At 67.3% G+C, this 18,608-nt stretch carries 19 protein-coding genes; 13 read left to right on the top strand and 6 right to left on the bottom strand.

All coding sequences use genetic code 11. From position 1 onward, the window contains the following. The first annotated feature begins 38 nt into the window (after positions 1-38). Entirely contained in the window at positions 39-2,459 is a 2,421-nt protein-coding gene (locus ACQY8B_RS02765; RefSeq protein ID WP_422085292.1) for a DUF3772 domain-containing protein, read from the top strand. Positions 2,460-2,478: 19 nt separating this feature from the next. Here the strand turns inward: ACQY8B_RS02765 and ACQY8B_RS02760 are convergent, their stop codons facing one another. After that, positions 2,479-2,949 carry an Lrp/AsnC family transcriptional regulator gene (locus tag ACQY8B_RS02760; protein WP_155742489.1) on the bottom strand — a complete coding sequence of 157 codons (471 nt, stop codon included), beginning with the start codon at positions 2,947-2,949 and terminating at the stop codon, positions 2,479-2,481. Positions 2,950-3,192: 243 nt separating this feature from the next. Between ACQY8B_RS02760 and ACQY8B_RS02755 the strand changes: the two genes are divergently transcribed. From ACQY8B_RS02755 to ACQY8B_RS02740, 4 genes are all read left to right on the top strand, one after another. Beyond that, positions 3,193-4,137 carry an ABC transporter substrate-binding protein gene (locus ACQY8B_RS02755; protein ID WP_422085291.1) on the top strand — a complete coding sequence of 315 codons (945 nt, stop codon included), beginning with the start codon at positions 3,193-3,195 and terminating at the stop codon, positions 4,135-4,137. An 82-nt stretch (positions 4,138-4,219) separates the two neighbouring features. After that, positions 4,220-5,116 carry an ABC transporter permease gene (locus tag ACQY8B_RS02750; RefSeq protein ID WP_422085290.1) on the top strand — a complete coding sequence of 299 codons (897 nt, stop codon included), beginning with the start codon at positions 4,220-4,222 and terminating at the stop codon, positions 5,114-5,116. Further along, complete coding sequence (locus tag ACQY8B_RS02745; protein ID WP_422085289.1) at positions 5,116-5,910, top strand: ABC transporter ATP-binding protein; 795 nt, start codon at positions 5,116-5,118, stop codon at positions 5,908-5,910. Before ACQY8B_RS02750 ends, ACQY8B_RS02745 begins: the two co-directional genes overlap by 1 nt. A 2-nt stretch (positions 5,911-5,912) precedes the next feature. Further along, positions 5,913-6,440, top strand: a complete 528-nt coding sequence (locus ACQY8B_RS02740; protein ID WP_422085288.1) for a GNAT family N-acetyltransferase — start codon at positions 5,913-5,915, stop codon at positions 6,438-6,440. A 7-nt stretch (positions 6,441-6,447) separates the two neighbouring features. On the opposite strand, the gene ACQY8B_RS02735 is transcribed toward ACQY8B_RS02740, so the two are convergent. Then, positions 6,448-6,726 (bottom strand): hypothetical protein, encoded by a 279-nt coding sequence (locus tag ACQY8B_RS02735; protein ID WP_422089141.1) that lies wholly within the window; start codon positions 6,724-6,726, stop codon positions 6,448-6,450. 111 nt (positions 6,727-6,837) lie between these two features. Here ACQY8B_RS02735 and hemA point away from each other — a divergent pair, with 111 nt between their 5' ends. The 6 genes from hemA (at position 6,838) to ACQY8B_RS02705 (ending at position 12,445) form a co-directional block, all read left to right on the top strand. Further along, positions 6,838-8,109, top strand: a complete 1,272-nt coding sequence (gene hemA / locus ACQY8B_RS02730; RefSeq protein ID WP_422085287.1) for a glutamyl-tRNA reductase — start codon at positions 6,838-6,840, stop codon at positions 8,107-8,109. A gap of 109 nt (positions 8,110-8,218) precedes the next feature. Continuing rightward, complete coding sequence (gene prfA, locus ACQY8B_RS02725; RefSeq protein ID WP_422085286.1) at positions 8,219-9,307, top strand: peptide chain release factor 1; 1,089 nt, start codon at positions 8,219-8,221, stop codon at positions 9,305-9,307. Further along, positions 9,307-10,158, top strand: a complete 852-nt coding sequence (gene prmC / locus ACQY8B_RS02720; RefSeq protein WP_422085285.1) for a peptide chain release factor N(5)-glutamine methyltransferase — start codon at positions 9,307-9,309, stop codon at positions 10,156-10,158. The genes prfA and prmC overlap by 1 nt, the downstream gene beginning before the upstream one ends. 29 nt (positions 10,159-10,187) lie before the next feature. Then, complete coding sequence (gene grxD / locus ACQY8B_RS02715; RefSeq protein WP_198082926.1) at positions 10,188-10,517, top strand: Grx4 family monothiol glutaredoxin; 330 nt, start codon at positions 10,188-10,190, stop codon at positions 10,515-10,517. A gap of 16 nt (positions 10,518-10,533) precedes the next feature. Further along, positions 10,534-11,052 carry a cupin domain-containing protein gene (locus ACQY8B_RS02710; RefSeq protein WP_422085284.1) on the top strand — a complete coding sequence of 173 codons (519 nt, stop codon included), beginning with the start codon at positions 10,534-10,536 and terminating at the stop codon, positions 11,050-11,052. An 82-nt stretch (positions 11,053-11,134) separates the two neighbouring features. After that, positions 11,135-12,445: a hemolysin family protein gene (locus tag ACQY8B_RS02705; protein WP_422085283.1), complete on the top strand. Its 1,311-nt coding sequence runs from the start codon at positions 11,135-11,137 to the stop codon at positions 12,443-12,445. 17 nt (positions 12,446-12,462) lie between these two features. Here the strand turns inward: ACQY8B_RS02705 and ACQY8B_RS02700 are convergent, their stop codons facing one another. Next, the gene (locus tag ACQY8B_RS02700) at positions 12,463-13,131 is read right to left on the bottom strand and encodes a lytic transglycosylase domain-containing protein (RefSeq protein ID WP_422085282.1); all 669 of its coding nucleotides are present in this window, start codon (positions 13,129-13,131) and stop codon (positions 12,463-12,465) included. Then, positions 13,128-14,873 (bottom strand): proline--tRNA ligase, encoded by a 1,746-nt coding sequence (locus tag ACQY8B_RS02695; RefSeq protein ID WP_422085281.1) that lies wholly within the window; start codon positions 14,871-14,873, stop codon positions 13,128-13,130. Before ACQY8B_RS02695 ends, ACQY8B_RS02700 begins: the two co-directional genes overlap by 4 nt. 134 nt (positions 14,874-15,007) lie before the next feature. On the opposite strand from ACQY8B_RS02695, the gene ACQY8B_RS02690 reads away from it, so the two are divergent. Continuing rightward, a complete protein-coding gene (locus ACQY8B_RS02690; RefSeq protein ID WP_422089140.1) occupies positions 15,008-15,673 on the top strand; it encodes an RNA pyrophosphohydrolase in 666 nt (221 codons plus the stop codon). Continuing rightward, positions 15,624-16,214, top strand: coding sequence for a CNP1-like family protein (locus ACQY8B_RS02685; protein ID WP_422085280.1), 591 nt, complete (start codon positions 15,624-15,626; stop codon positions 16,212-16,214). The genes ACQY8B_RS02690 and ACQY8B_RS02685 overlap by 50 nt, the downstream gene beginning before the upstream one ends. Positions 16,215-16,258: 44 nt before the next feature. On the opposite strand, the gene proB is transcribed toward ACQY8B_RS02685, so the two are convergent. Further along, entirely contained in the window at positions 16,259-17,398 is a 1,140-nt protein-coding gene (gene proB / locus ACQY8B_RS02680; protein ID WP_422085279.1) for a glutamate 5-kinase, read from the bottom strand. A 74-nt stretch (positions 17,399-17,472) separates the two neighbouring features. Then, positions 17,473-18,549, bottom strand: a complete 1,077-nt coding sequence (gene cgtA / locus ACQY8B_RS02675) for an Obg family GTPase CgtA (RefSeq protein WP_422085278.1) — start codon at positions 18,547-18,549, stop codon at positions 17,473-17,475. Positions 18,550-18,608: the final 59 nt, after the last annotated feature.

Here is an 18,608-nt window from a genome sequence, read left to right as displayed (position 1 = left end):
ACCGGCTCTTACGAAATGGCGGCTTCTATGATGCGGCCATGAGTTGGACCCTACGTTTCGCGACCTTCTGCCTTGCCGCGCTGCTGATGTGCGGCGGCGCAATGGCGCAGCCCGACAGCAGCAACAACAGCGGCACCGCCACAGCCGCCGCTGCGTCGCCCACGGTCTCCGAGCTGCGTGCCCAGTTCAACAAGCTCAGTGCCGCCGCGGAGACCGACGATGACGCGCGCAAGCTGCTCGCGCAGATCAACGACATCGGCACGCAGGCCGACAAGTTCGTCGCTGCGCGCACCGGCGAGCTGGCCGACCTGAACGCCCGGCTGGGCGAACTCGGCAATCCGCCCGCGGCCGGCGCCACCGAAGACCCCGACATCACCCGCCAGCGCGCGCGCCTGACCAAGGAGCGCAACGCGCTGGACGCCGACATCCGGCTCGCGCGCCTGTTATCGGTCGATGTGCGCCAGCGTGGCACCGACCTCGTCACCCAGCGCCGGGAGCTGTTCGAGGCGCAACTCACCGAGCGCGCCGCCTCGCCGCTGACAGGCGAGTTCTGGACCGATCTGCAGGACGCATGGCCCGACGACCTGGAACGGCTGCGGGTCATGGGCTCGGCGCTCAGCGCGGGTTTCGACCAGGCGCTGGCACCCGCGTCGCTCCCGCTGGTGATCGCCACACTCATCGGCGCGTTGCTGCTGGCGTGGCTGGGCGTCTGGGGCGCCGAGCGCCTGCTCACCCGGCTCGCGACCCGGATGCTGCCCGCCGGCCGGCTGCGACGCTCGCTGCTGGTGATCGGGATCGTGGGCAGCCATGTGCTGCTGGTGGCCGTGGCCGCGCATGGCTTCGTGGAGGTGCTCAAGGCGCACGCCACCTGGGACCCGCAGGCGCGCAAGGCGCTGCAATCGGCGGCGCAGGCGCTGACCTTCATGGCCTTCGTCATCGGTCTGGGCCGCGCGCTGCTGGCCACTTCCCGGCCGTCGTGGCGACTGCCGCCGATTCCCAATGCCACGGCCAGCAGGCTCGCCGCGTTGCCCTGGCTGGTGGCGCTGGTGGCGGCGCTGGCCTGGACGCCGGCCGAAATCAACGCGCTGATCGACGCCAGCTTTGCAGCCGTGGTGGCCACGCACGTGCTCACTGCGCTCATCCTCACCGCGCTGGTCGGCACGGTGATCTACCGGCTCAAGGCCCTGCGCGCGGACGCTCCCGAGGCCGGCCTGCCCGAGCGGCCGATGTGGGTCGGCCTGCTGGTGGCGCTGATCGGCGCGCTGATGATCGCCATCTGGGTGCTGGTGGGGTTGGGCTATGTGGCGCTGGGCAGCTTCCTGGCCTCGCAGCTCACCTGGACCGGCATCGTGGCGGCGGCCTTCTACGTGCTGTTCAAGTTCGCCGACGACGTTTTCATGGCCATCGTGTCGTCGCGCAGCACCTTCGGCCAGAAGCTGCAGAAGAGCTTCGGCCTCGCGCCGCAGACGCTGGACCAGGCGGCCACGGTGCTGTCGGGCATCAGCCGCGTCGCGCTGTTCGTGTACATGCTGATCGCGCTGGCCGCGCCGCTGGGCACATCGCCGGGCGAGGTGTTCCAGCGCGGCGGCAAGCTCGGCTCCGGCGTGAAGGTGGGCGAATTCCAGCTGGTGCCGGGCGCGATCCTCAGCGCGCTGACGGTGGCGGTGGTGGGCTTCATCGTGCTGCGGGTGTTCAAGCGCTGGCTCACGCGCAGCTACCTGCCGAACACGCAGTTCGAGCCGGGCATGCAAAGCTCCATCACCACGCTGCTGGGCTATGTCGGCGGCATCATGGTGATCGCGTTCACGCTGTCGGCGCTGGGCATCGGCATCGAACGCATCGCGTGGGTGGCGAGCGCGCTGTCGGTGGGTATCGGCTTCGGCCTGCAGGCGATCGTGCAGAACTTCATCTCGGGGCTGATCCTGCTGGCGGAGCAGCCGGTGAAGGTGGGCGACTGGGTGGTGCTGGGCACGGCCGAGGGCGACGTGCGCCGCATCAACGTGCGCGCCACCGAGATCCAGCTGGGCGACCGCTCCACGCTGATCGTGCCGAATTCGGAGTTCATCACCAAGACCGTGCGCAACATGACCCTGGCCAACGCCGAGGGCCGCGTGCTGATCCGCCTGCCGATGCCGCTGACCACCGACGCGCAGCGCGTGCGCGATCTGATCCTGACGGCCTGCAAGGCGCATGAAGGCGTGCTGGAAACCCCGGCACCGTCGCTCACGCTCGAAGGCATAGAGAACGGGCTGCTGATCTTCCAGGCCATTGCCTACGTGGCGAGCCCCCGGCTGGCGGGCGGGGTGCGCAGCGACCTGCTGTTCGTGATCCTCGACGAGCTGAAGAAGGCCTCGCTGCCGCTCGCGGTGCCGACGATGGTGATGGCGGCCGCTCCCGAGGCCCCGGCGCCCATCGTGCCGTCGTCGCCCGCCTCGCCGATTCCCGGCGTGCAGAGCTGATCGAAGCGCCGCGCCGTGCTCACTCCAGCGGCAGCGCCGTGGTGAACTTGATCTCGTTGAGGCACACGCTCGAACGCACCGCCGACACCCCGGGCATGTGCATCAGCGTGTGCATCAGGAACTGCGAGAGCGACTCCAGGTCCTGCGCGACGACCTTGAGCACGTAGTCGAAGTCGCCAGTCACCGAATAGCACTCCAGGATCTGCTTCATGTCGGCGATCAGGTCCTGGAACTTGGGCAGTTCGTCGACATGGCCGCGCGCCATGGTCACGTGGATGAAGGCGATCACTCCAAGACCGACCCGGCGCGCATTCAGCCGCGCCGCGTAGCCGTGGACCAGCCCCAGTTCTTCGAGCCGCCGATGGCGCCGCAGGCACTGGGCGGGCGAAAGATTGGCCACCTCCGCCAGCTCCAGATTCGACGCCCGGCCGTTCGTCTGCAGGTGCTCGAGAATCCGACGGTCGATCCTGTCGAGTTCGACGTCATGCAATTTCATTTCTCTTCATCCTTTACGGATGCAATTTTATGGTGCAAAGCGGGGTAAGTCCGGACCTTTCATGCACCTTAATTGTGCAAAGTACGATCTAGACTCCGAGCGCCGGGATTGCTGCCCGCATTCCCGGCCCGCTGGATTTCCTGCCCCGGCTCCGCCGGCGGCGCACTCAGACGCATCCATTTCCCCTCCGGAGACCCCTACGTGAAAAACGCTTTGCTTCGCACACCCTTCAGCGCAATGGCCCTGGCCCTCGGCATGCTGGCCGCCGCGCCTTCGTTCGCGGCCGACACCAAGTCGGTGGCCGTGACGGCCATCGTGGAGCATCCGGCGCTGGACGCCGTGCGCGACGGCGTGAAGGCCGAACTCAAGGCCTCCGGCTACGAAGAGGGCAAGAACCTCAAGTTCACCTACCAGAGCGCACAGGGCAACGTGGGCACCGCCGCCCAGATCGCCCGCAAGTACGTGGGCGACGCGCCCGACGTGATCGTCGCCATCGCCACCCCGTCGGCCCAGGCCGTGGTCGCTTCCACCAAGACCATCCCGGTCGTGTACTCGGCCATCACCGACCCGGTGGCGGCCAAGCTGGTGAAGAACTGGGACGCCACCGGCACCAACGTGACGGGCGTGTCCGACCTGTCGCCGCTGGAAAAGCACGTTGGCCTCATCAAGCAGGTGGTGCCCAACGCCAAGCGCATCGGCGTGATCTACAGCCCCGGTGAAGCCAACTCGGTGGCCATCGTCGAGTCGCTCAAGAAGGCCGCCTCGGCCGCGGGCATGACCGTGGTCGAAGCCGCTGCCGCCCGCACGGTGGACGTGCCGACCGCCGCACAGAGCCTGGTCGGCAAGGCCGACGTGATCTACACGCCGACCGACAACAACGTGGTCTCGGCCTTCGAAGGCATCGTGAAGGTGGCCCAGCAGGCCAAGCTGCCAGTGGTGGCAGCCGACACGGCCACAGTCGAGCGCGGAGCAGTGGCCGCACTGGGCCTGAACTACAGCGACATCGGCCGCCAGACCGGCAAGATCGTGGTGCGCATCCTCAAGGGCGAGAAGCCCGGCACCATCGCCTCGCAGACCAGCACCAACTTCGAGCTGGTGGTGAACCCGGGCGCGGCCAAGCTGCAGGGCGTGACGCTGTCCGACGAGCTGCTGAAGACGGCGAAGGTCGTGAGCACCAAGTAAGCCCTTCGACGGGCCCGCGCCCCGGTTTCATCCACCGGGGCGCACCTGTTTTTGCCTCGCCGCCTGCCGGAAGCCTCCCAACATGTCCCTCATCGCTTCGCTGGGCGCCATCGAGATCGGTCTGATATTCGGACTGGTCGCGCTGGGCGTCTTCATGTCGTTTCGCATCATCAACTTTCCCGACCTCACGGTGGACGGCAGCTTCCCGCTGGGCGCCGCCGTGGCCGCGACGCTGATCGTCGCCGGCTGGAACCCGGTGGCCGCCACCGCGGTTGCCTGCGTGGCCGGCGCCGCCGCGGGCTGGGTCACGGCCTGGCTCAACGTCAAGCTGAAGATCATGCAATTGCTCGCGAGCATCCTGGTGATGATCGCGCTGTACTCCATCAACCTGCGCGTGATGGGCAAGCCCAACGTGGCGCTCATCACCGAACCGACTGTGTTCAGCATGGTCGACTTCGGCGGCATGCCGGAGCAGTGGGCCAAGCCGCTGTTGCTGCTGCTGATCGTGATCGTCGCCAAGATCCTGGTCGACATGTTCTTCGCCTCCGAAGCCGGTTTGGCGATGCGCGCCACCGGCGGCAACGCGCGCATGGCGCGGGCCCAGGGCATCTCGACCGACTTCCACACCATGGCCGGCCTGGCGCTGTCGAACGCGCTGGTGGCGCTGGCCGGTGCGCTGTTCGCGCAGAGCCAGGGCACGGCCGACATCTCGATGGGCGTGGGCACGATCGTGATCGGCCTGGCCGCGGTGATCATCGGCGAGACGCTGCTGCCCGCGCGCAGCATGGTCATCACCACGCTGGCCTGCGTGCTGGGCGCGCTGCTGTACCGCTTCTTCATTGCGATGGCGCTGAACACCGATTTCATGGGCCTGCAGGCGCAAGACCTGAACCTGGTCACCGCCGTGCTGGTGGCGTTCGCGCTGCTGGTGCCGGCCTACAAGCGCAAGCTGCGCGCGCTTTTCAAGGGGAAGAACTGATGCTGCGCGCCCAACAACTCGAGATGACCTTCAACCCGGGCACGCCGATCGAGAACCGCGTGCTGCGCGGGCTCGGCCTGGAGATTCCCACCGGCCAGTTCGTTACCGTGATCGGCTCGAACGGCGCGGGCAAGTCGACCTTTCTCAATGCGGTGAGCGGCGACCTGATCGTCGACAAGGGCGGCATCGAGATCGACGGCAAGGACGTGACCCGCATGAACGCCTGGCAGCGCTCGGGCATGGTGGCCCGCGTGTTCCAGGACCCGATGGCCGGCACCTGCGAGGCGCTGACCATCGAGGAAAACATGGCGCTGGCATGGAAGCGCGGCGAACGCCGGGCCTTCGGCTTCGCGCTGAACCGCAACCTGCGCGAGCTGTTCCGCGAGAAGCTGTCGATCCTGAAGCTGGGGCTGGAGAACCGGCTGGCCGACCGCATCGGCCTGCTGTCGGGCGGCCAGCGGCAGGCGGTGAGCCTGCTGATGGCCTCGCTCAAGCCCTCGCGCATCCTGCTGCTCGACGAGCACACCGCCGCGCTCGACCCCAAGACCGCCGCCTTCGTGCTGGAGCTGACGGCCAAGATCGTCGAGGCCGGCCAGCTGACCGCGATGATGGTGACGCACAGCATGCGCCAGGCGCTGGACTACGGTTCGCGCACGGTGATGCTGCACGAGGGCCAGGTGATCCTCGACGTGGCCGGCCCCCAGCGCGCCGGCCTCGACGTGCCCGACCTGCTGCGCATGTTCGAGCAGACCCGCGGGGAGAAGCTGGACGACGACAAGCTGCTGCTGGCCTGATCGTGTCGGACGCCGCCTTCGTGCGCGACATGCGCGCCGCCGACCTCGACGCCGTGCTGGCGATCCAGCTCGCCTGCTACGGCGCGGGCTTCGTGGAAGACGGCGAACTGATCGCGCGCCGGCTCGCGGCCGCGCCCCATACGGGCTGGGTCGCCGAGCATGGCGGCGGCGTGCGGGCCTATCTGGCGGGCTATCCGTCGGTGGCCGGCAAGCTGACGCCGCTGCACGGCGAGTTCGAAGTGGCCCCGCAGGCCGATTCGCTGTACCTGCACGACCTGGCAGTACACCCCGATGCTTCGGGGCTGGGTCTCGGTCCACGGCTGGTGCGCCATGCCTGGGCGCATGCGGCGCTGGCCGGATGGCGGCATTCGACGCTGGTGTCGGTGCAGTCTTCGGTCGGTTTCTGGGAGCGCCAGGGCTATGCGGCAACGCAACCCGAGGGTGCCGAGCAACAGGCCCGGCTCGCCACCTACCCCGGCCGGTCGGTCTACATGATCCGCCGGCTTGAACCCGGCCTGAACCCGGCCTGAGCGGCTTTCAGCGGCGCCAGCCGCGCATCGCCAGCCATTGCACGGTGCCGCAGACCACCACGAGCGCGGCGTAGGTCGCCATCATCCCGTCGTGGCCGAACACCGCCAGGCCGGCCACCAGCACCGCGACACCGGCCGCAAACACGAGCGCCAGTTGCGCCCACCAGCGCGGCACGCCGGCACGCCTGCCGCCCAGGTAGCGGCCCGCGAACACCAGCGCCAGCGCCATGAAGGCGGCCGGTGCAACGAAATTGAGCAGGTGATCGAGAAGGTCGAGCAGGTCCATGGGGGGCCGCATGCGTGCGGGAGGTCATGCGGCGGGGCTTATGGCTGTCATAGGGAAAGCCATTTGTCCCTGCGCAAGCCCGGTGCGGTTGCTGATTTTATAATCATGGGCATGTCTGTCTGGGCTCTTGGCTTGAACCACACGACCGCGCCGCTTGATCTGCGCGGTCGTTTTGCGTTCGCGCTCGACCAGATCGCCCCCACGCTGCAGAGCCTGCGCAGTTCTTTCGGCACCGGCCGCCATCCCCAGGTCGAGGCCGCGATCATCTCCACGTGCAACCGCACCGAGATCTATTGCGCGTCCGAACACGCCGCGCTCGACCACACTTTCGGCTGGCTGGCCCAGAGCGGCGGCGTGGCACCCGCCCTGCTGCGCTCGCATGCCTACACCCTGCATGACGACGAAGCCGCGCGCCACGCCTTCCGCGTGGCCAGCGGGCTCGACTCGATGGTGCTGGGCGAGGCCCAGATCCTGGGCCAGATGAAAGACGCGGTGCGCGCGGCCGAAACCGCCGGCGCACTCGGCAGCACGCTCAACCAGCTGTTCCAGCGCTCCTTTGCCGTGGCCAAGGAAGTACGTACCGCCACCGAGATCGGCGCGCATTCCATCAGCATGGCCGCCGCGGCCGTGCGCCTGGCCGGACAACTCTTCGAAGATCTGCGCAAGACGCGCGTGCTGTTCGTCGGTGCCGGCGAAATGATCGACCTCGCGGCCACGCACTTCGCGGCCAAGGAACCGAAGTCCATCGGCATCGCCAACCGCACGCTCGAACGCGGCGAAAAGCTGGCCTCGCGCTTCGGCGGCGAAGCCATGCGGCTGGCCGACCTGCCCGCGCGGCTGGCCGAGTTCGACATCGTCGTGAGCTGCACAGCGAGCACGCTGCCGATCATCGGCCTGGGTGCCGTCGAGCGTGCGCTCAAGGCACGCAAGCACCGCCCGATGTTCATGGTCGACCTGGCCGTGCCGCGCGACATCGAACCCGAAGTGAAGGCGCTCGAGGACGTGTACCTCTACACCGTCGACGACCTCGCGCAGGTGGTGCAGCAGGGCCACGCCAACCGGCAGGCCGCCGTGGCGCAGGCCGAAGTCATCATCGACGCCGGCGTGCAGAGCTTCATGCACTGGCTGGGCCAGCGCGGCACCGTGCCGCTGATCCAGCAGCTCAACGCACAGGCCGATGAATGGCGTGCCGCGGAGATGGCGCGTGCCCGCAAGCTGCTGGCCAAGGGCGAATCGGTCGAGGCAGTGCTCGAGGCCATGTCGCGCGGGCTCACGCAGAAGATGATGCACGGCGCGCTGGCCGAACTGCACGCGGGCGACGCCACCTCGCGCGAGCAGACGGCACAGACCATCTCGCGGCTGTTCCTGCGCAAAGAGCGTTAGCGACGCTCGCCAGCGGCCCGGCCACAGCCTTCTCCTGGCCGGCCGCAGCCTTCATTGCGCCTGCCGCTGCATTGCGGCTTCCTCCCATTTTTTCGAGCCCCCTTCCGCCGTGAAATCCTTTCTGCGCCACCAACTCGAACGCTACGCCCAGCGCCTCGGCGAGCTCGACTTCCTGCTCTCGCGCGAAGACATCATGAGCGACATGGCGCAGTACCGCACCATCTCGCGCGAGCATGCCGAAGTCACCCAGATCGCCGGCCGCTACGAGCGCCACAAGCAACGCGAGGCCGACATCGCTGGCGCCAGGGAAATGCTCGACGACCCCGACATGGCCGAGATGGCGCGCGAGGAAATCTCCGGCGCCGAGGCCGAGCTGGTGCAGCTCGAGGAAGAGCTGCAGCGCCTTCTGCTGCCCAAGGACCCGGACGACGCGCGCAACGCCTTCCTCGAAATCCGCGCGGGCACGGGCGGCGACGAGTCGGCGCTGTTCGCGGGCGACCTGCTGCGCATGTACACGCGCTACTGCGAGCGCGCCGGCTGGCGCTGCGAGATCGTGAGCGAGAGCGAGAGCGAACTCGGCGGCTACAAGGAAGTGGTGGTGCGCATCTCCGGCGACGACGTGTTCGGCCACCTGCGCTTCGAGTCGGGCGGCCATCGCGTGCAGCGCGTACCGGCCACCGAGACACAGGGCCGCATCCACACCAGCGCCTGCACGGTCGCCGTGCTGGCCGAGCCCGACGAAACCGTGGCCGTGCAGATCAACCCGGCCGACCTGCGCATCGACACCTACCGTGCCAGCGGCGCGGGCGGGCAGCACATCAACAAGACCGACTCGGCCGTGCGCATCACGCACATCCCGACCGGCATCGTGGCCGAGTGCCAGGACGACCGCAGCCAGCACCGCAACAAGGCCAAGGCGCTGCAGGTGCTGTCGGCGCGCATCCAGGAGAAGGAGCGCAGCGAGCGCGCCGCCAAGGACGCCGCCATGCGCAAGGGGTTGATCGGCAGCGGCGACCGCTCGGACCGCATTCGCACCTACAACTTTCCGCAGGGCCGGCTCACCGACCACCGCATCAACCTCACGCTCTACAAGCTGCTGGCCATCATGGAAGGCGACCTCGGCGACGTGCTAGACGCCCTGCGCGCAGCGCGCGAAGCCGAGCAGCTGGCCGAGCTGGAATCGAGCCTGCCGGCGTGATGAGCACCGACGACCCGAAGCCGTCCACCGTGGCGCAGGCGCTGGCCGCCGGCATCGCTCTGGGCATCGACCGGCTCGACGCGCAGTTGCTGCTGCTGCGTGCGCTCGGCCGCGCGCCGCACGACCGCGCATGGCTGCTGGCGCACGACACCGACGCGATGCCGGACGCCGCATGGTCCGCGCTCTCCGCGCAGCTGTCGCGCCGCATCGCTGGCGAACCGGTGGCGTACCTGCTCGGCGAGAAGGAATTCCACGGGCTCGACCTGCGGGTCGACGCACGGGTGCTGGTGCCACGGCCCGACACCGAGACGCTGGTCGAATGGGCCTTGCAGTGCCTCGAAGGCCGCGCCGCGCCGCGCGTGCTCGACCTCGGCACGGGCAGTGGCGCGATCGCACTGGCCCTGCAGCACGCACGCGCCGATGCGCGGGTCGACGCGGTCGATGCCAGCGCCGACGCGCTGGCGGTCGCGCAGGCCAACGCCCGGCGCCTGGGCCTGCCGGTGCGCTTCGCCCTGGCCAACTGGCTCGACGGCGCCGAGACCGGCTACACGGTCATCGCCAGCAATCCGCCATACATCGCCGCCAACGACCCGCACCTGCCCGCCCTGCGGCACGAGCCCGTCTCCGCGCTGGTCGCGGGTGCCGACGGGCTCGACGACATCCGCCAGATCGTCCGGCACGCCCCCGCGCACCTCGCGGAAGGGGGCTGGCTCTTGCTCGAACACGGCCACGACCAGGCCGCCGCGGTGCGCCAACTGCTCGCCGAACGCGGTTTCGCCGAAGTGCAAAGCCGCGACGACCTCGCCGGCATCCAGCGCTGCTCCGGCGGAATCTGGCGCACGGTGAAATAATCCCTTCAGCCCACTTTTCAGGAGTCCCCATGTCCGACGCCCAGCAACGTATCGACGACCTCGTCAAGACCAACGACCTCGTGCTCTTCATGAAGGGCAACGCAAGTTTCCCGATGTGCGGGTTTTCCGGCCGCGCGATCCAGATCCTCAAGGCGGTCGGCGTCGACACCAAGGCGCTCAAGACCGTCAACGTGCTCGAAGACGACGGCATCCGCCAGGGCATCAAGGAATACAGCAACTGGCCCACCATCCCGCAGCTCTACGTCAAGGGCGAGTTCGTCGGCGGCTCGGACATCATGATGGAGATGTACGAGTCGGGCGAGCTGCAGCAGGTCATCGGCGGCGGCGCTTCGGCCTGATCCGGCGGGCTCCACGATGAGCCACGATCACGGCCACTCGCACGGCCATTCACATGGCCATCCGCACGAAGGCGAACCGGCCTGGAAGCACGACGGCGTGCGCGTGGTCGCCGCCAACCAGCTCGACGTGAACACCGCCCAGACGCCCGGCATGAACCGGGCGGCGGCCATCAATTTCGCCCGCGTCGGCGCGCAGAAGCTGTGGGCCGGCACCGTGACCATCCACGCCGATGCCAAGACCGGAGCGCACCATCACGGGCATCTCGAATCGGTGATCTACGTCGTGCGCGGCCGGGCCCGCATGCGCTGGGGCGAGAAGCTCGAGTTCACTGCCGAGGCCGGGCCGGGCGACTTCATCTACGTGCCGCCCTACGTGCCGCACCAGGAAATCAACGCCAGCGCCACCGAGACGCTGGAATGCGTGCTGTGCCGCAGCGATGGCGAGGCGGTGGCGGTGAATCTCGACATCGAACCTGTCGAAAAGCCCGAATCCGTACTCTGGGTCGACCCGACCCATCCGCACGGCGGGATATAAGCCCTCTCCCAGGCTTCGCGCACTTCGTGTCGCTGGAATAGTCCCTTAGTCATGGCACCATGACGGTCTTCGCCGTGCCACCATGACCCTGACCCAAAGCCTGCTCATCATCGTCCTGCTGATCGCGCTGAGCGCGTTCTTCTCCCTTGCCGAAATCACCCTGGCAGCCTCGCGCCGCCTGCGCCTGCGCCAGATGGCCGACGAAGGCGACCCTCGGGCCGAGAAGGTGCTGCGGGTGCAGGAGCAGCCGGGCCACTATTTCACCGTGGTGCAGATCGGCCTCAATGCCGTGGCCATCCTCGGCGGCGTGGTGGGCGAAGGGTCGCTCAGCCCCTACTTCGCCGTCTTCTTCGAGAAATGGCTGAGCGTGGAGGCCTCGGGCAACGTGGCGTTCCTGTGCTCGTTCGTGATCGTCATCGCGGTGTTCCTGGTGTTCGCCGACCTGTTCCCCAAGCGGCTGGGCATGAGCAACCCCGAGCAGCTGGCGGTGCGCATGGTCGGGCCGATGCTGCTGCTGATCACCACCTTCAAGCCGCTTGTGTGGTTCTTCACGCGATGCACCGACCTGCTTTTCAAGGCGCTGGGCATGCCGATGGCACGCGACGACAAGATCACCTCGGCCGACATTCTCGCGATGACCGAAGCCGGCGCGCGGGCCGGCGTGCTCGCGGTGCGCGAGCAGCAGGTGATCGCCAATGTGTTCGAGCTGGAGACGCGGCTGGTGAGCAGCGTGATGACGGCACGCGAGAGCATCGCGTGGTTCCTGCACGACGACCCCGAGTCGGTGCTGCGCGCGCGCATCGTCGCCGAGCCCTTCTCGGCCTACCCGGTGTGCGACGGCGACATCGACCACGTGCTGGGCTACGTGGACGCCAAGGACATGTTCCAGCGCGTGCTCAGCGGCCAGCCGCTGGCCTTCGACCAGGGCCTGCCGCTACACAAGGCGCTGGTCATTCCCGACCGGCTGTCGCTCACCGAGGTGCTCGAGCAGTTCCAGCAGGCGCACGAAGACTTCGCGATCATCGTCAACGAATACAGCCTGGTGGTGGGCGTTATCACCCTCAACGACGTGATGAGCACGGTGATGGGCGACCTGGTGTCGATGCCCGACGAAGAGCAGATCGTGCAGCGCGACGAGAACTCGTGGCTCATCGACGGCATCACGCCCATCCAGGACGTGCAGCGCGCGCTGCACATCGACGAGCTGCCGCATTCGGAGGAATACGAGACCCTCGCGGGCTTCCTGATGGTGATGCTGCGCCGGGTGCCCAAGCGCACCGACAACGTGAGCTGGGGCGGCTACACCTTCGAGGTGATGGACGTGGACAGCTACCGCATCGACCAGGTGATGGTCACCAAGGGCTCCGGTACCGCGAAAGCGCCGGCGGCCTGAACGTCAGGCGTCAGGCGTCAGGCGGCCGAGCGGTCGCGCTCGCGGTCCCTGTCGTTGAACACCCAGAGCCGCTGGTTGGCAAATACCGCGTTCGGGTAAGGCGACTTGCCGCGGCTGCCGTTGTAGCGGCCGAGCGTCATGAACAGATCGCCGTTCTCGCGGTCGAGATAGTGGCGCAAGATGACACAGCCGAAGCGCAGGTTGGTCTGCATGTGGAACAGCTTGCCGGGGTCGGAGTCGCCGATCACGCGCGTCCAGAACGGCATCACCTGCATGTAGCCGCGCGCGCCGGCGCTCGACACCGCAAACTTGCGGAAATTGCTCTCGACCTGCACGAGCCCCAGCACAAGGCTCACCTCGAGGCCCGAGCGCTTGGACTCGTACCAGGCGGTCTGCAGGAATTCCTTGCGCGACGGCCAGTCGGGGATCTTCTTCTTGAGCCGCTCGCTCATTTCGCCGAGCCAGCGCAGATAGACCAGCCGGGCCTCGGTGTTCGGGAACTCTGGCACCGGCGGCGCCTTGTTGTGGATGGCCGAGCTCAGCGCGGTGCGCACCGAGTCGATCAGCGGCTCCTCGATCTGCGCGCCGGCCTGGGCGGTCCGGGGCAGCGACAACACCGCGAGGGCGCCTGCCGTCATGGCGCCGCCCAGGCAATGGCGTCGCGAGAGGCCGCCCTCCAGGCTCATTTCGCGAGCTTGCCGCTGATGAATTCGGCGATGCCGGCCACAGGTACCTTGGTGGCCGCGGTGTCGCGCCGGCCCTGGTATTCGAGCTGGCCTTCCTTCAGGCCGCGGTCGGAGATGACCACGCGGTGCGGCACACCGATGAGTTCCCAGTCGGCGAACATCGCGCCGGGGCGCTCGCCGCGGTCGTCGAGCAGCACGTCGACGCCCTTGGCGAGCAGTTCTTCGTAGAGCGCTTCGGCCGCCACCTTGACCTCGGGGCTGCGGTCCATGCCGATCGGGCAGACCACCACGGTGAACGGTGCCAGCGCGTCGGGCCAGATGATGCCGCGCTCGTCGTGGTTCTGTTCGATGGCGGCGGCGGGCAGGCGCGTGATGCCGATGCCGTAACAGCCCATCTCGAGGAATTGCGGCTTGCCGCCTTCGTCGAGGTAGGTGGCGTTCATGTCCTTGCTGTACTTGGTGCCCAGCACGAACACGTGGCCCACCTCGATACCGCGCTCGATGGCCAGCACGCCCTTGCCATCGGGCGACGCGTCGCCGGCGACCACGTTGCGGATGTCGGCCACCAAGTCGGGCTCGGGCAGATCGCGGCCCCAGTTGACGCCGGTCATGTGGAAGTCGACTTCGTTCGCGCCGGTGATCCAGTCGGCCAGCACGGCGGCCTCGCGGTCGGCCACGAGCTTGACGGGCTTCTTGAGGTTCAGCGGACCCAGGTAGCCGGGCTTGCAGCCGAAGTGCTCGTCGATTTCGGCGAGCGTGGCGAAGCGGAAGCCCTGGTTCAGTCCAGGCAGCTTGCCGACCTTGATCTCGTTCATGTCGTGGTCGCCGCGCAGCAGCAGCAGCCAGACCTGCGAGCCCTTGGGATTGCCGGCCTCGTCGAGGATGTCGGTGGCCAGCACCAGCGACTTGATGGTGGTGGAAAGCGGCACGCCCAGCAGTTCGGCCACGTCGGCGCAGGTGCTCTTGCCGGGGGTCGGCGTCTTTTCGAGCGCCTTGGCGGCAGCGGGGCGCGGGCCGGCCGGGGCGAGCGCCTCGGCCTTTTCCATGTTGGCGGCGTAGTCGCTGTCGGGGCAGTAGACGATGGCGTCCTCTCCGGTGGCGGCGATCACCTGGAACTCTTCGCTCAGGTCGCCGCCGATGGCGCCGCTGTCGGCCGCCACGGCGCGGTAGCGCAGGCCGAAGCGGTCGAAGATGTTGCGGTAGGCCTGCGCCATCACCTGGTAGCTGGCCTTGGCCGCGTCGAGGTCGCGGTCGAAGCTGTAGGCGTCCTTCATGATGAACTCGCGCCCGCGCATCAGGCCGAAGCGCGGACGGCGCTCGTCACGGAACTTGGTCTGGATCTGGTAGAAATTCTTCGGCAGCTGCTTGTAGCTGCGGATTTCCTGGCGGGCGATGTCGGTGACCACTTCTTCGCTGGTCGGCTGGATCACGAAGTCCCGGTCATGCCGGTCCTTGATGCGCAGCAGCTCGGGGCCCATCTTCTCGAAGCGGCCTGTCTCCTGCCAGAACTCGGCCGGCTGCACCACCGGCATCGTCATTTCGACGGCGCCGGCGCGGTTCATTTCCTCGCGCACGATCGCCTCGACTTTGCGGATCACGCGCAGCCCCATGGGCATGTAGGTGTAGATGCCCGTACCGAGCTTCTTGATCATGCCGGCACGCATCATGAGCCGGTGGCTCGCGACCTCTGCGTCAGCGGGCGCTTCCTTGAGGGTGGAGACAAAAAATCGGGAAGCTTTCATCGGGATCGCGGTGATGGAAACGAAATGGAAGTGGGGAACTGCTCCCCCGGAGAGACCCTGAGAGCCTGCATCGCAGCTTGCCGAGGGCACCCCGGCATGCATAATCGACTCAGTTCAAAAATTGGGGTTTGATTATGCTCGACCGGGACGGCTTCAGGCCCAACGTCGGCATCATCCTGCTCAACCAGAGAAACCAGGTTTTCTGGGGCAAACGCATACGCACGCATTCCTGGCAGTTTCCGCAAGGCGGCATAGACCGCGGCGAAAGTCCCGAGCAAGCCATGTTCCGGGAACTGCACGAGGAAGTGGGGCTCCATCCGGAGCATGTGCGCATCGTGGCCCGTACCCGCGACTGGTTGCGCTACGAGGTGCCGGATCGGTTCATCCGCCGTGACGCACGGGGCCACTACAAGGGCCAGAAACAAATCTGGTATTTACTGCAACTCGTCGGCCACGATTGGGATCTCAACCTGCGTGCAACCGACCATCCTGAATTCGACGCCTGGCGCTGGCATGACTACTGGGTGCCGCTCGACGTTGTCGTCGAGTTCAAGCGCGGCGTCTACGAGATGGCGCTCACCGAGCTTGCTCGCTACCTGCCACGGCAGGATTTCCGCAACCGCTTCCTGCGCAGCAACGTGCGCGCCCGAGAATTCGAGCGCCACTCGCTGGACACCGGGGCGCCTCCCGGACTGGACCTGCCGCCGGGCGGCAGCTTCGATCCGCATCCAGACATTCCTTCAGTGAGCGATGACCCCTCTCCCAACCACAACGCGCCCTTCCTTCCGACGCAACGCTGAACGCGCGCTCCTGCTCGCCTGCTTCGGCATCCTCGCAGGCTGCGCCTCGGGCAACCACGACACCGACAACGCCGACTGGGCCCAGGCCGGCATGCCGCCGCCGCCCAAGCGCTCCGAGACGGACAAGGAGTGGGCCGAAACCGCCGTTCCGCCGCCCCCGGCGTTCAGCGAAAGCCGCTTGCTGCAGATCTCGATGCCGCCGTACATGAGCCTGCAGTTCGGCATAGACCCGAACACGATCGCCATCACGGACGACGGCATCGTGCGCTATGTGGTGGTGGCGCACAACCGTTCCGGCGGCGCCGTCAATGCCTTCTACGAAGGCGTGCGCTGCTCGACCTCGGAGATGAAAAGCTACGCCCGCTACAACGAAGGCAGCTGGCACGAGAACGAAAAGCCCGAGTGGAAGCGGTTCTACGACCTGAACTCCAGCTACACCAAGGCGCTGGCCGGCCAGGCACTGTGCCGCGGCAATGCCCCGCGCGCATCGGTCGGAGAAATGGTCCAGAACATCCGGAACCCCGTCCGGGAAGTGCAGTAAACCAAAAACAAACGGGGCCTCGCGCCCCGTTGTCGTTTTCAGCCTTAGCCGGGCATCAGCACCATGTTGTCGCGGTGGACCATCTCAGGCTCCGCCACGTAGCCGAGCAGGCGCTCGAATTCGGACGAGGGCTTGCGGCAGAGCAGCCGCGCTTCCACGCTCGAATAGTTGGCCAGGCCACGAGCCAACTCCACGCCCTCGGTATCGCGCACCGCGATCACGTCGCCGCGCGAGAACTCGCCCGACACCCCCGTCATGCCGATCGGCAGCAGGCTCTTGCCCTCGGCCCGCACCTTGGCAGCCGCCCCTGCGTCGACAACAACGGCGCCGCGCAATTGCAGATGGTCGGCCATCCAGCGCTTGCGGGCCTGGTGCTTGGCGGTCTGCGCCACCAGCAGCGTGCCGATGGATTCGCCCTTCGCCAGGCGCAGCAGCGCATCCGCTTCTCGCCCCCAGGCAATGACGGTGGAGGCGCCCGAGCCCGCGGCGCGCTTGGCCGCGAGGATCTTGGTGATCATGCCGCCCTTGCCGATGCTCGACCCCGCACCGCCGGCCATTGCCTCGAGCGCCGGATCGCCCGCCGCGGCTTCGTGCACGAACTTCGCTTCCGGGTCCTTGCGCGGATCGGCCGTGTAGAGGCCTTTCTGGTCCGTGAGGATGACCAACGCATCGGCTTCGACCAGGTTGGCCACGAGCGCGCCAAGCGTGTCGTTGTCGCCGAACTTGATCTCGTCGTTGACGACGGTGTCGTTCTCGTTGATGACCGGGACGACGCCCAGCCGCAGCAGCGTGACGAGGGTCGAACGCGCATTGAGATAGCGCTCGCGGTCGGCGAGGTCGGCGTGCGTCAGCAGTACCTGGGCGCTGCCGATCTGGTTCTCGCGCAGCTTGGTCTCGTACATCTGGGCCAGGCCCATCTGCCCGACCGCCGCTGCCGCCTGCAACTCATGGATTTCGTGCGGGCGGGTGCGCCAGCCGAGCCGCTTCATGCCTTCGGCAATGGCACCGCTCGACACCATGACGACCTCGCGGCCGTCGCGCACGAGTTCCGCCAGTTGGCGGCACCATTCGCCGATGGCCGCTTCATCGAGACCGCGCCCCTCGTTGGTCACGAGGCTGGAGCCCACCTTGACGACGATACGGCGGGCATCCCGCAAGGCGGTGGATCCAGAATTCGAAGTCATTTCGGCTGTAGCGGTCGTGGATGCTGCGTTGATTGCTATCTGATTTGTAGCATCTTTCGATGCTCTGCCGCTGCTCAGGCGCCTTCGGGCGGCAGCGGAATGAAGCGCGGATCTACCTCGACCGGCGCATGCTCCGCCACCTGCTGCGCCTTGACCTGCTGATAGATGGCCTGCACCAGGTGCTCGCAGCCTTCACGCGTGAGTGCAGAGATTTCGAACACCGGCCCCTTGAAGCGCAGGCGCTTGACGAAGTCCTTGACGCGCGCGGCACGCTCGTCGGCGGGCACCATGTCGAGCTTGTTGAGCACGAGCCAGCGCGGCTTCTCGTAGAGCGCGGCGTCGTACTTCTTCAGTTCGCCGACGATGGCCTTGGCTTGCGCCACCGGGTCGATGCTGTCGTCGAACGGCGCCATGTCGATCACGTGCAGCAGCAGACGGGTGCGCTGCAGGTGACGCAGGAAAAGATGGCCGAGGCCGGCACCGTCGGAAGCACCCTCGATCAACCCGGGCAGGTCGGCCACCACGAAGCTCTGCTCCGGCCCGACGCGCACGACGCCGAGGTTCGGGTGCAGCGTGGTGAAGGGGTAGTCCGCGATGCGCGGACGGGCATTCGAGATGGCGCTGATCAGCGTCGACTTGCCGGCATTCGGCATGCCCAGCAGGCCCACGTCGGCCAGTACCTTGAGTTCGAGCTTGAGACTGCGCTTCTCGCCGGGCCAGCCGGGCGTCTTCTGGCGCGGGGCGCGGTTGATGGCGCTCTTGAAGCGCATGTTGCCGAAGCCACCGTCGCCACCCTTGGCAATGGTGATGACTTCGCCTTCCGCCAGGAGCTCGAACAGCACCTCGCCGGTTTCTGCGTCGGAGATGATCGTGCCGACCGGCATCCTGAGCGTGATGTCCTCGCCCGCGGCGCCGAACATGTCGGAGCCCATGCCGTGCTCTCCGCGCTTGGCCTCGTGGCGGCGCGAGTAGCGGAAATCGACAAGAGTATTCAGATTCGAGTCGGCCACCGCGAAGACATGGCCACCCCGGCCTCCGTCGCCGCCGTTGGGGCCGCCGAACTCTTTGTATTTCTCATGACGGAACGACACGCAGCCGTTGCCGCCATCGCCCGCGGCGATGTCGATGAAGGCTTCGTCGACGAACTTCATGGGATGTCCAGTTTACAAATGAAGAAGCCCCGGCAATGCGGGGCCTCGGGCTGATCGAA

It is taken from the genome of Variovorax sp. (genome assembly GCF_965279555.1).
Lineage (GTDB): Bacteria > Pseudomonadota > Gammaproteobacteria > Burkholderiales > Burkholderiaceae_C > Variovorax.
This window is presented reverse-complemented; position numbering and strand designations above follow the sequence as displayed.

Excerpts from the sequence above, each read along its gene's own strand:
- ACQY8B_RS02765 (WP_422085292.1), top strand. The coding sequence starts at position 39 with ATGAGTTGGACCCTACGTTTCGCGACCTTCTGCCTTGCCGCGCTGCTG.
- ACQY8B_RS02755 (WP_422085291.1), top strand. The coding sequence starts at position 3,193 with ATGGCCCTGGCCCTCGGCATGCTGGCCGCCGCGCCTTCGTTCGCGGCC.
- ACQY8B_RS02750 (WP_422085290.1), top strand. The coding sequence starts at position 4,220 with ATGTCCCTCATCGCTTCGCTGGGCGCCATCGAGATCGGTCTGATATTC.
- ACQY8B_RS02745 (WP_422085289.1), top strand. The coding sequence starts at position 5,116 with ATGCTGCGCGCCCAACAACTCGAGATGACCTTCAACCCGGGCACGCCG.
- ACQY8B_RS02735 (WP_422089141.1), bottom strand. The coding sequence starts at position 6,726 with ATGGACCTGCTCGACCTTCTCGATCACCTGCTCAATTTCGTTGCACCG.
- hemA (WP_422085287.1), top strand. The coding sequence starts at position 6,838 with ATGTCTGTCTGGGCTCTTGGCTTGAACCACACGACCGCGCCGCTTGAT.
- prmC (WP_422085285.1), top strand. The coding sequence starts at position 9,307 with ATGAGCACCGACGACCCGAAGCCGTCCACCGTGGCGCAGGCGCTGGCC.
- grxD (WP_198082926.1), top strand. The coding sequence starts at position 10,188 with ATGTCCGACGCCCAGCAACGTATCGACGACCTCGTCAAGACCAACGAC.
- ACQY8B_RS02710 (WP_422085284.1), top strand. The coding sequence starts at position 10,534 with ATGAGCCACGATCACGGCCACTCGCACGGCCATTCACATGGCCATCCG.
- ACQY8B_RS02705 (WP_422085283.1), top strand. The coding sequence starts at position 11,135 with ATGACCCTGACCCAAAGCCTGCTCATCATCGTCCTGCTGATCGCGCTG.
- ACQY8B_RS02700 (WP_422085282.1), bottom strand. The coding sequence starts at position 13,131 with ATGAGCCTGGAGGGCGGCCTCTCGCGACGCCATTGCCTGGGCGGCGCC.
- ACQY8B_RS02695 (WP_422085281.1), bottom strand. The coding sequence starts at position 14,873 with ATGAAAGCTTCCCGATTTTTTGTCTCCACCCTCAAGGAAGCGCCCGCT.
- ACQY8B_RS02690 (WP_422089140.1), top strand. The coding sequence starts at position 15,008 with ATGCTCGACCGGGACGGCTTCAGGCCCAACGTCGGCATCATCCTGCTC.
- ACQY8B_RS02685 (WP_422085280.1), top strand. The coding sequence starts at position 15,624 with ATGACCCCTCTCCCAACCACAACGCGCCCTTCCTTCCGACGCAACGCT.
- proB (WP_422085279.1), bottom strand. The coding sequence starts at position 17,398 with ATGACTTCGAATTCTGGATCCACCGCCTTGCGGGATGCCCGCCGTATC.
- cgtA (WP_422085278.1), bottom strand. The coding sequence starts at position 18,549 with ATGAAGTTCGTCGACGAAGCCTTCATCGACATCGCCGCGGGCGATGGC.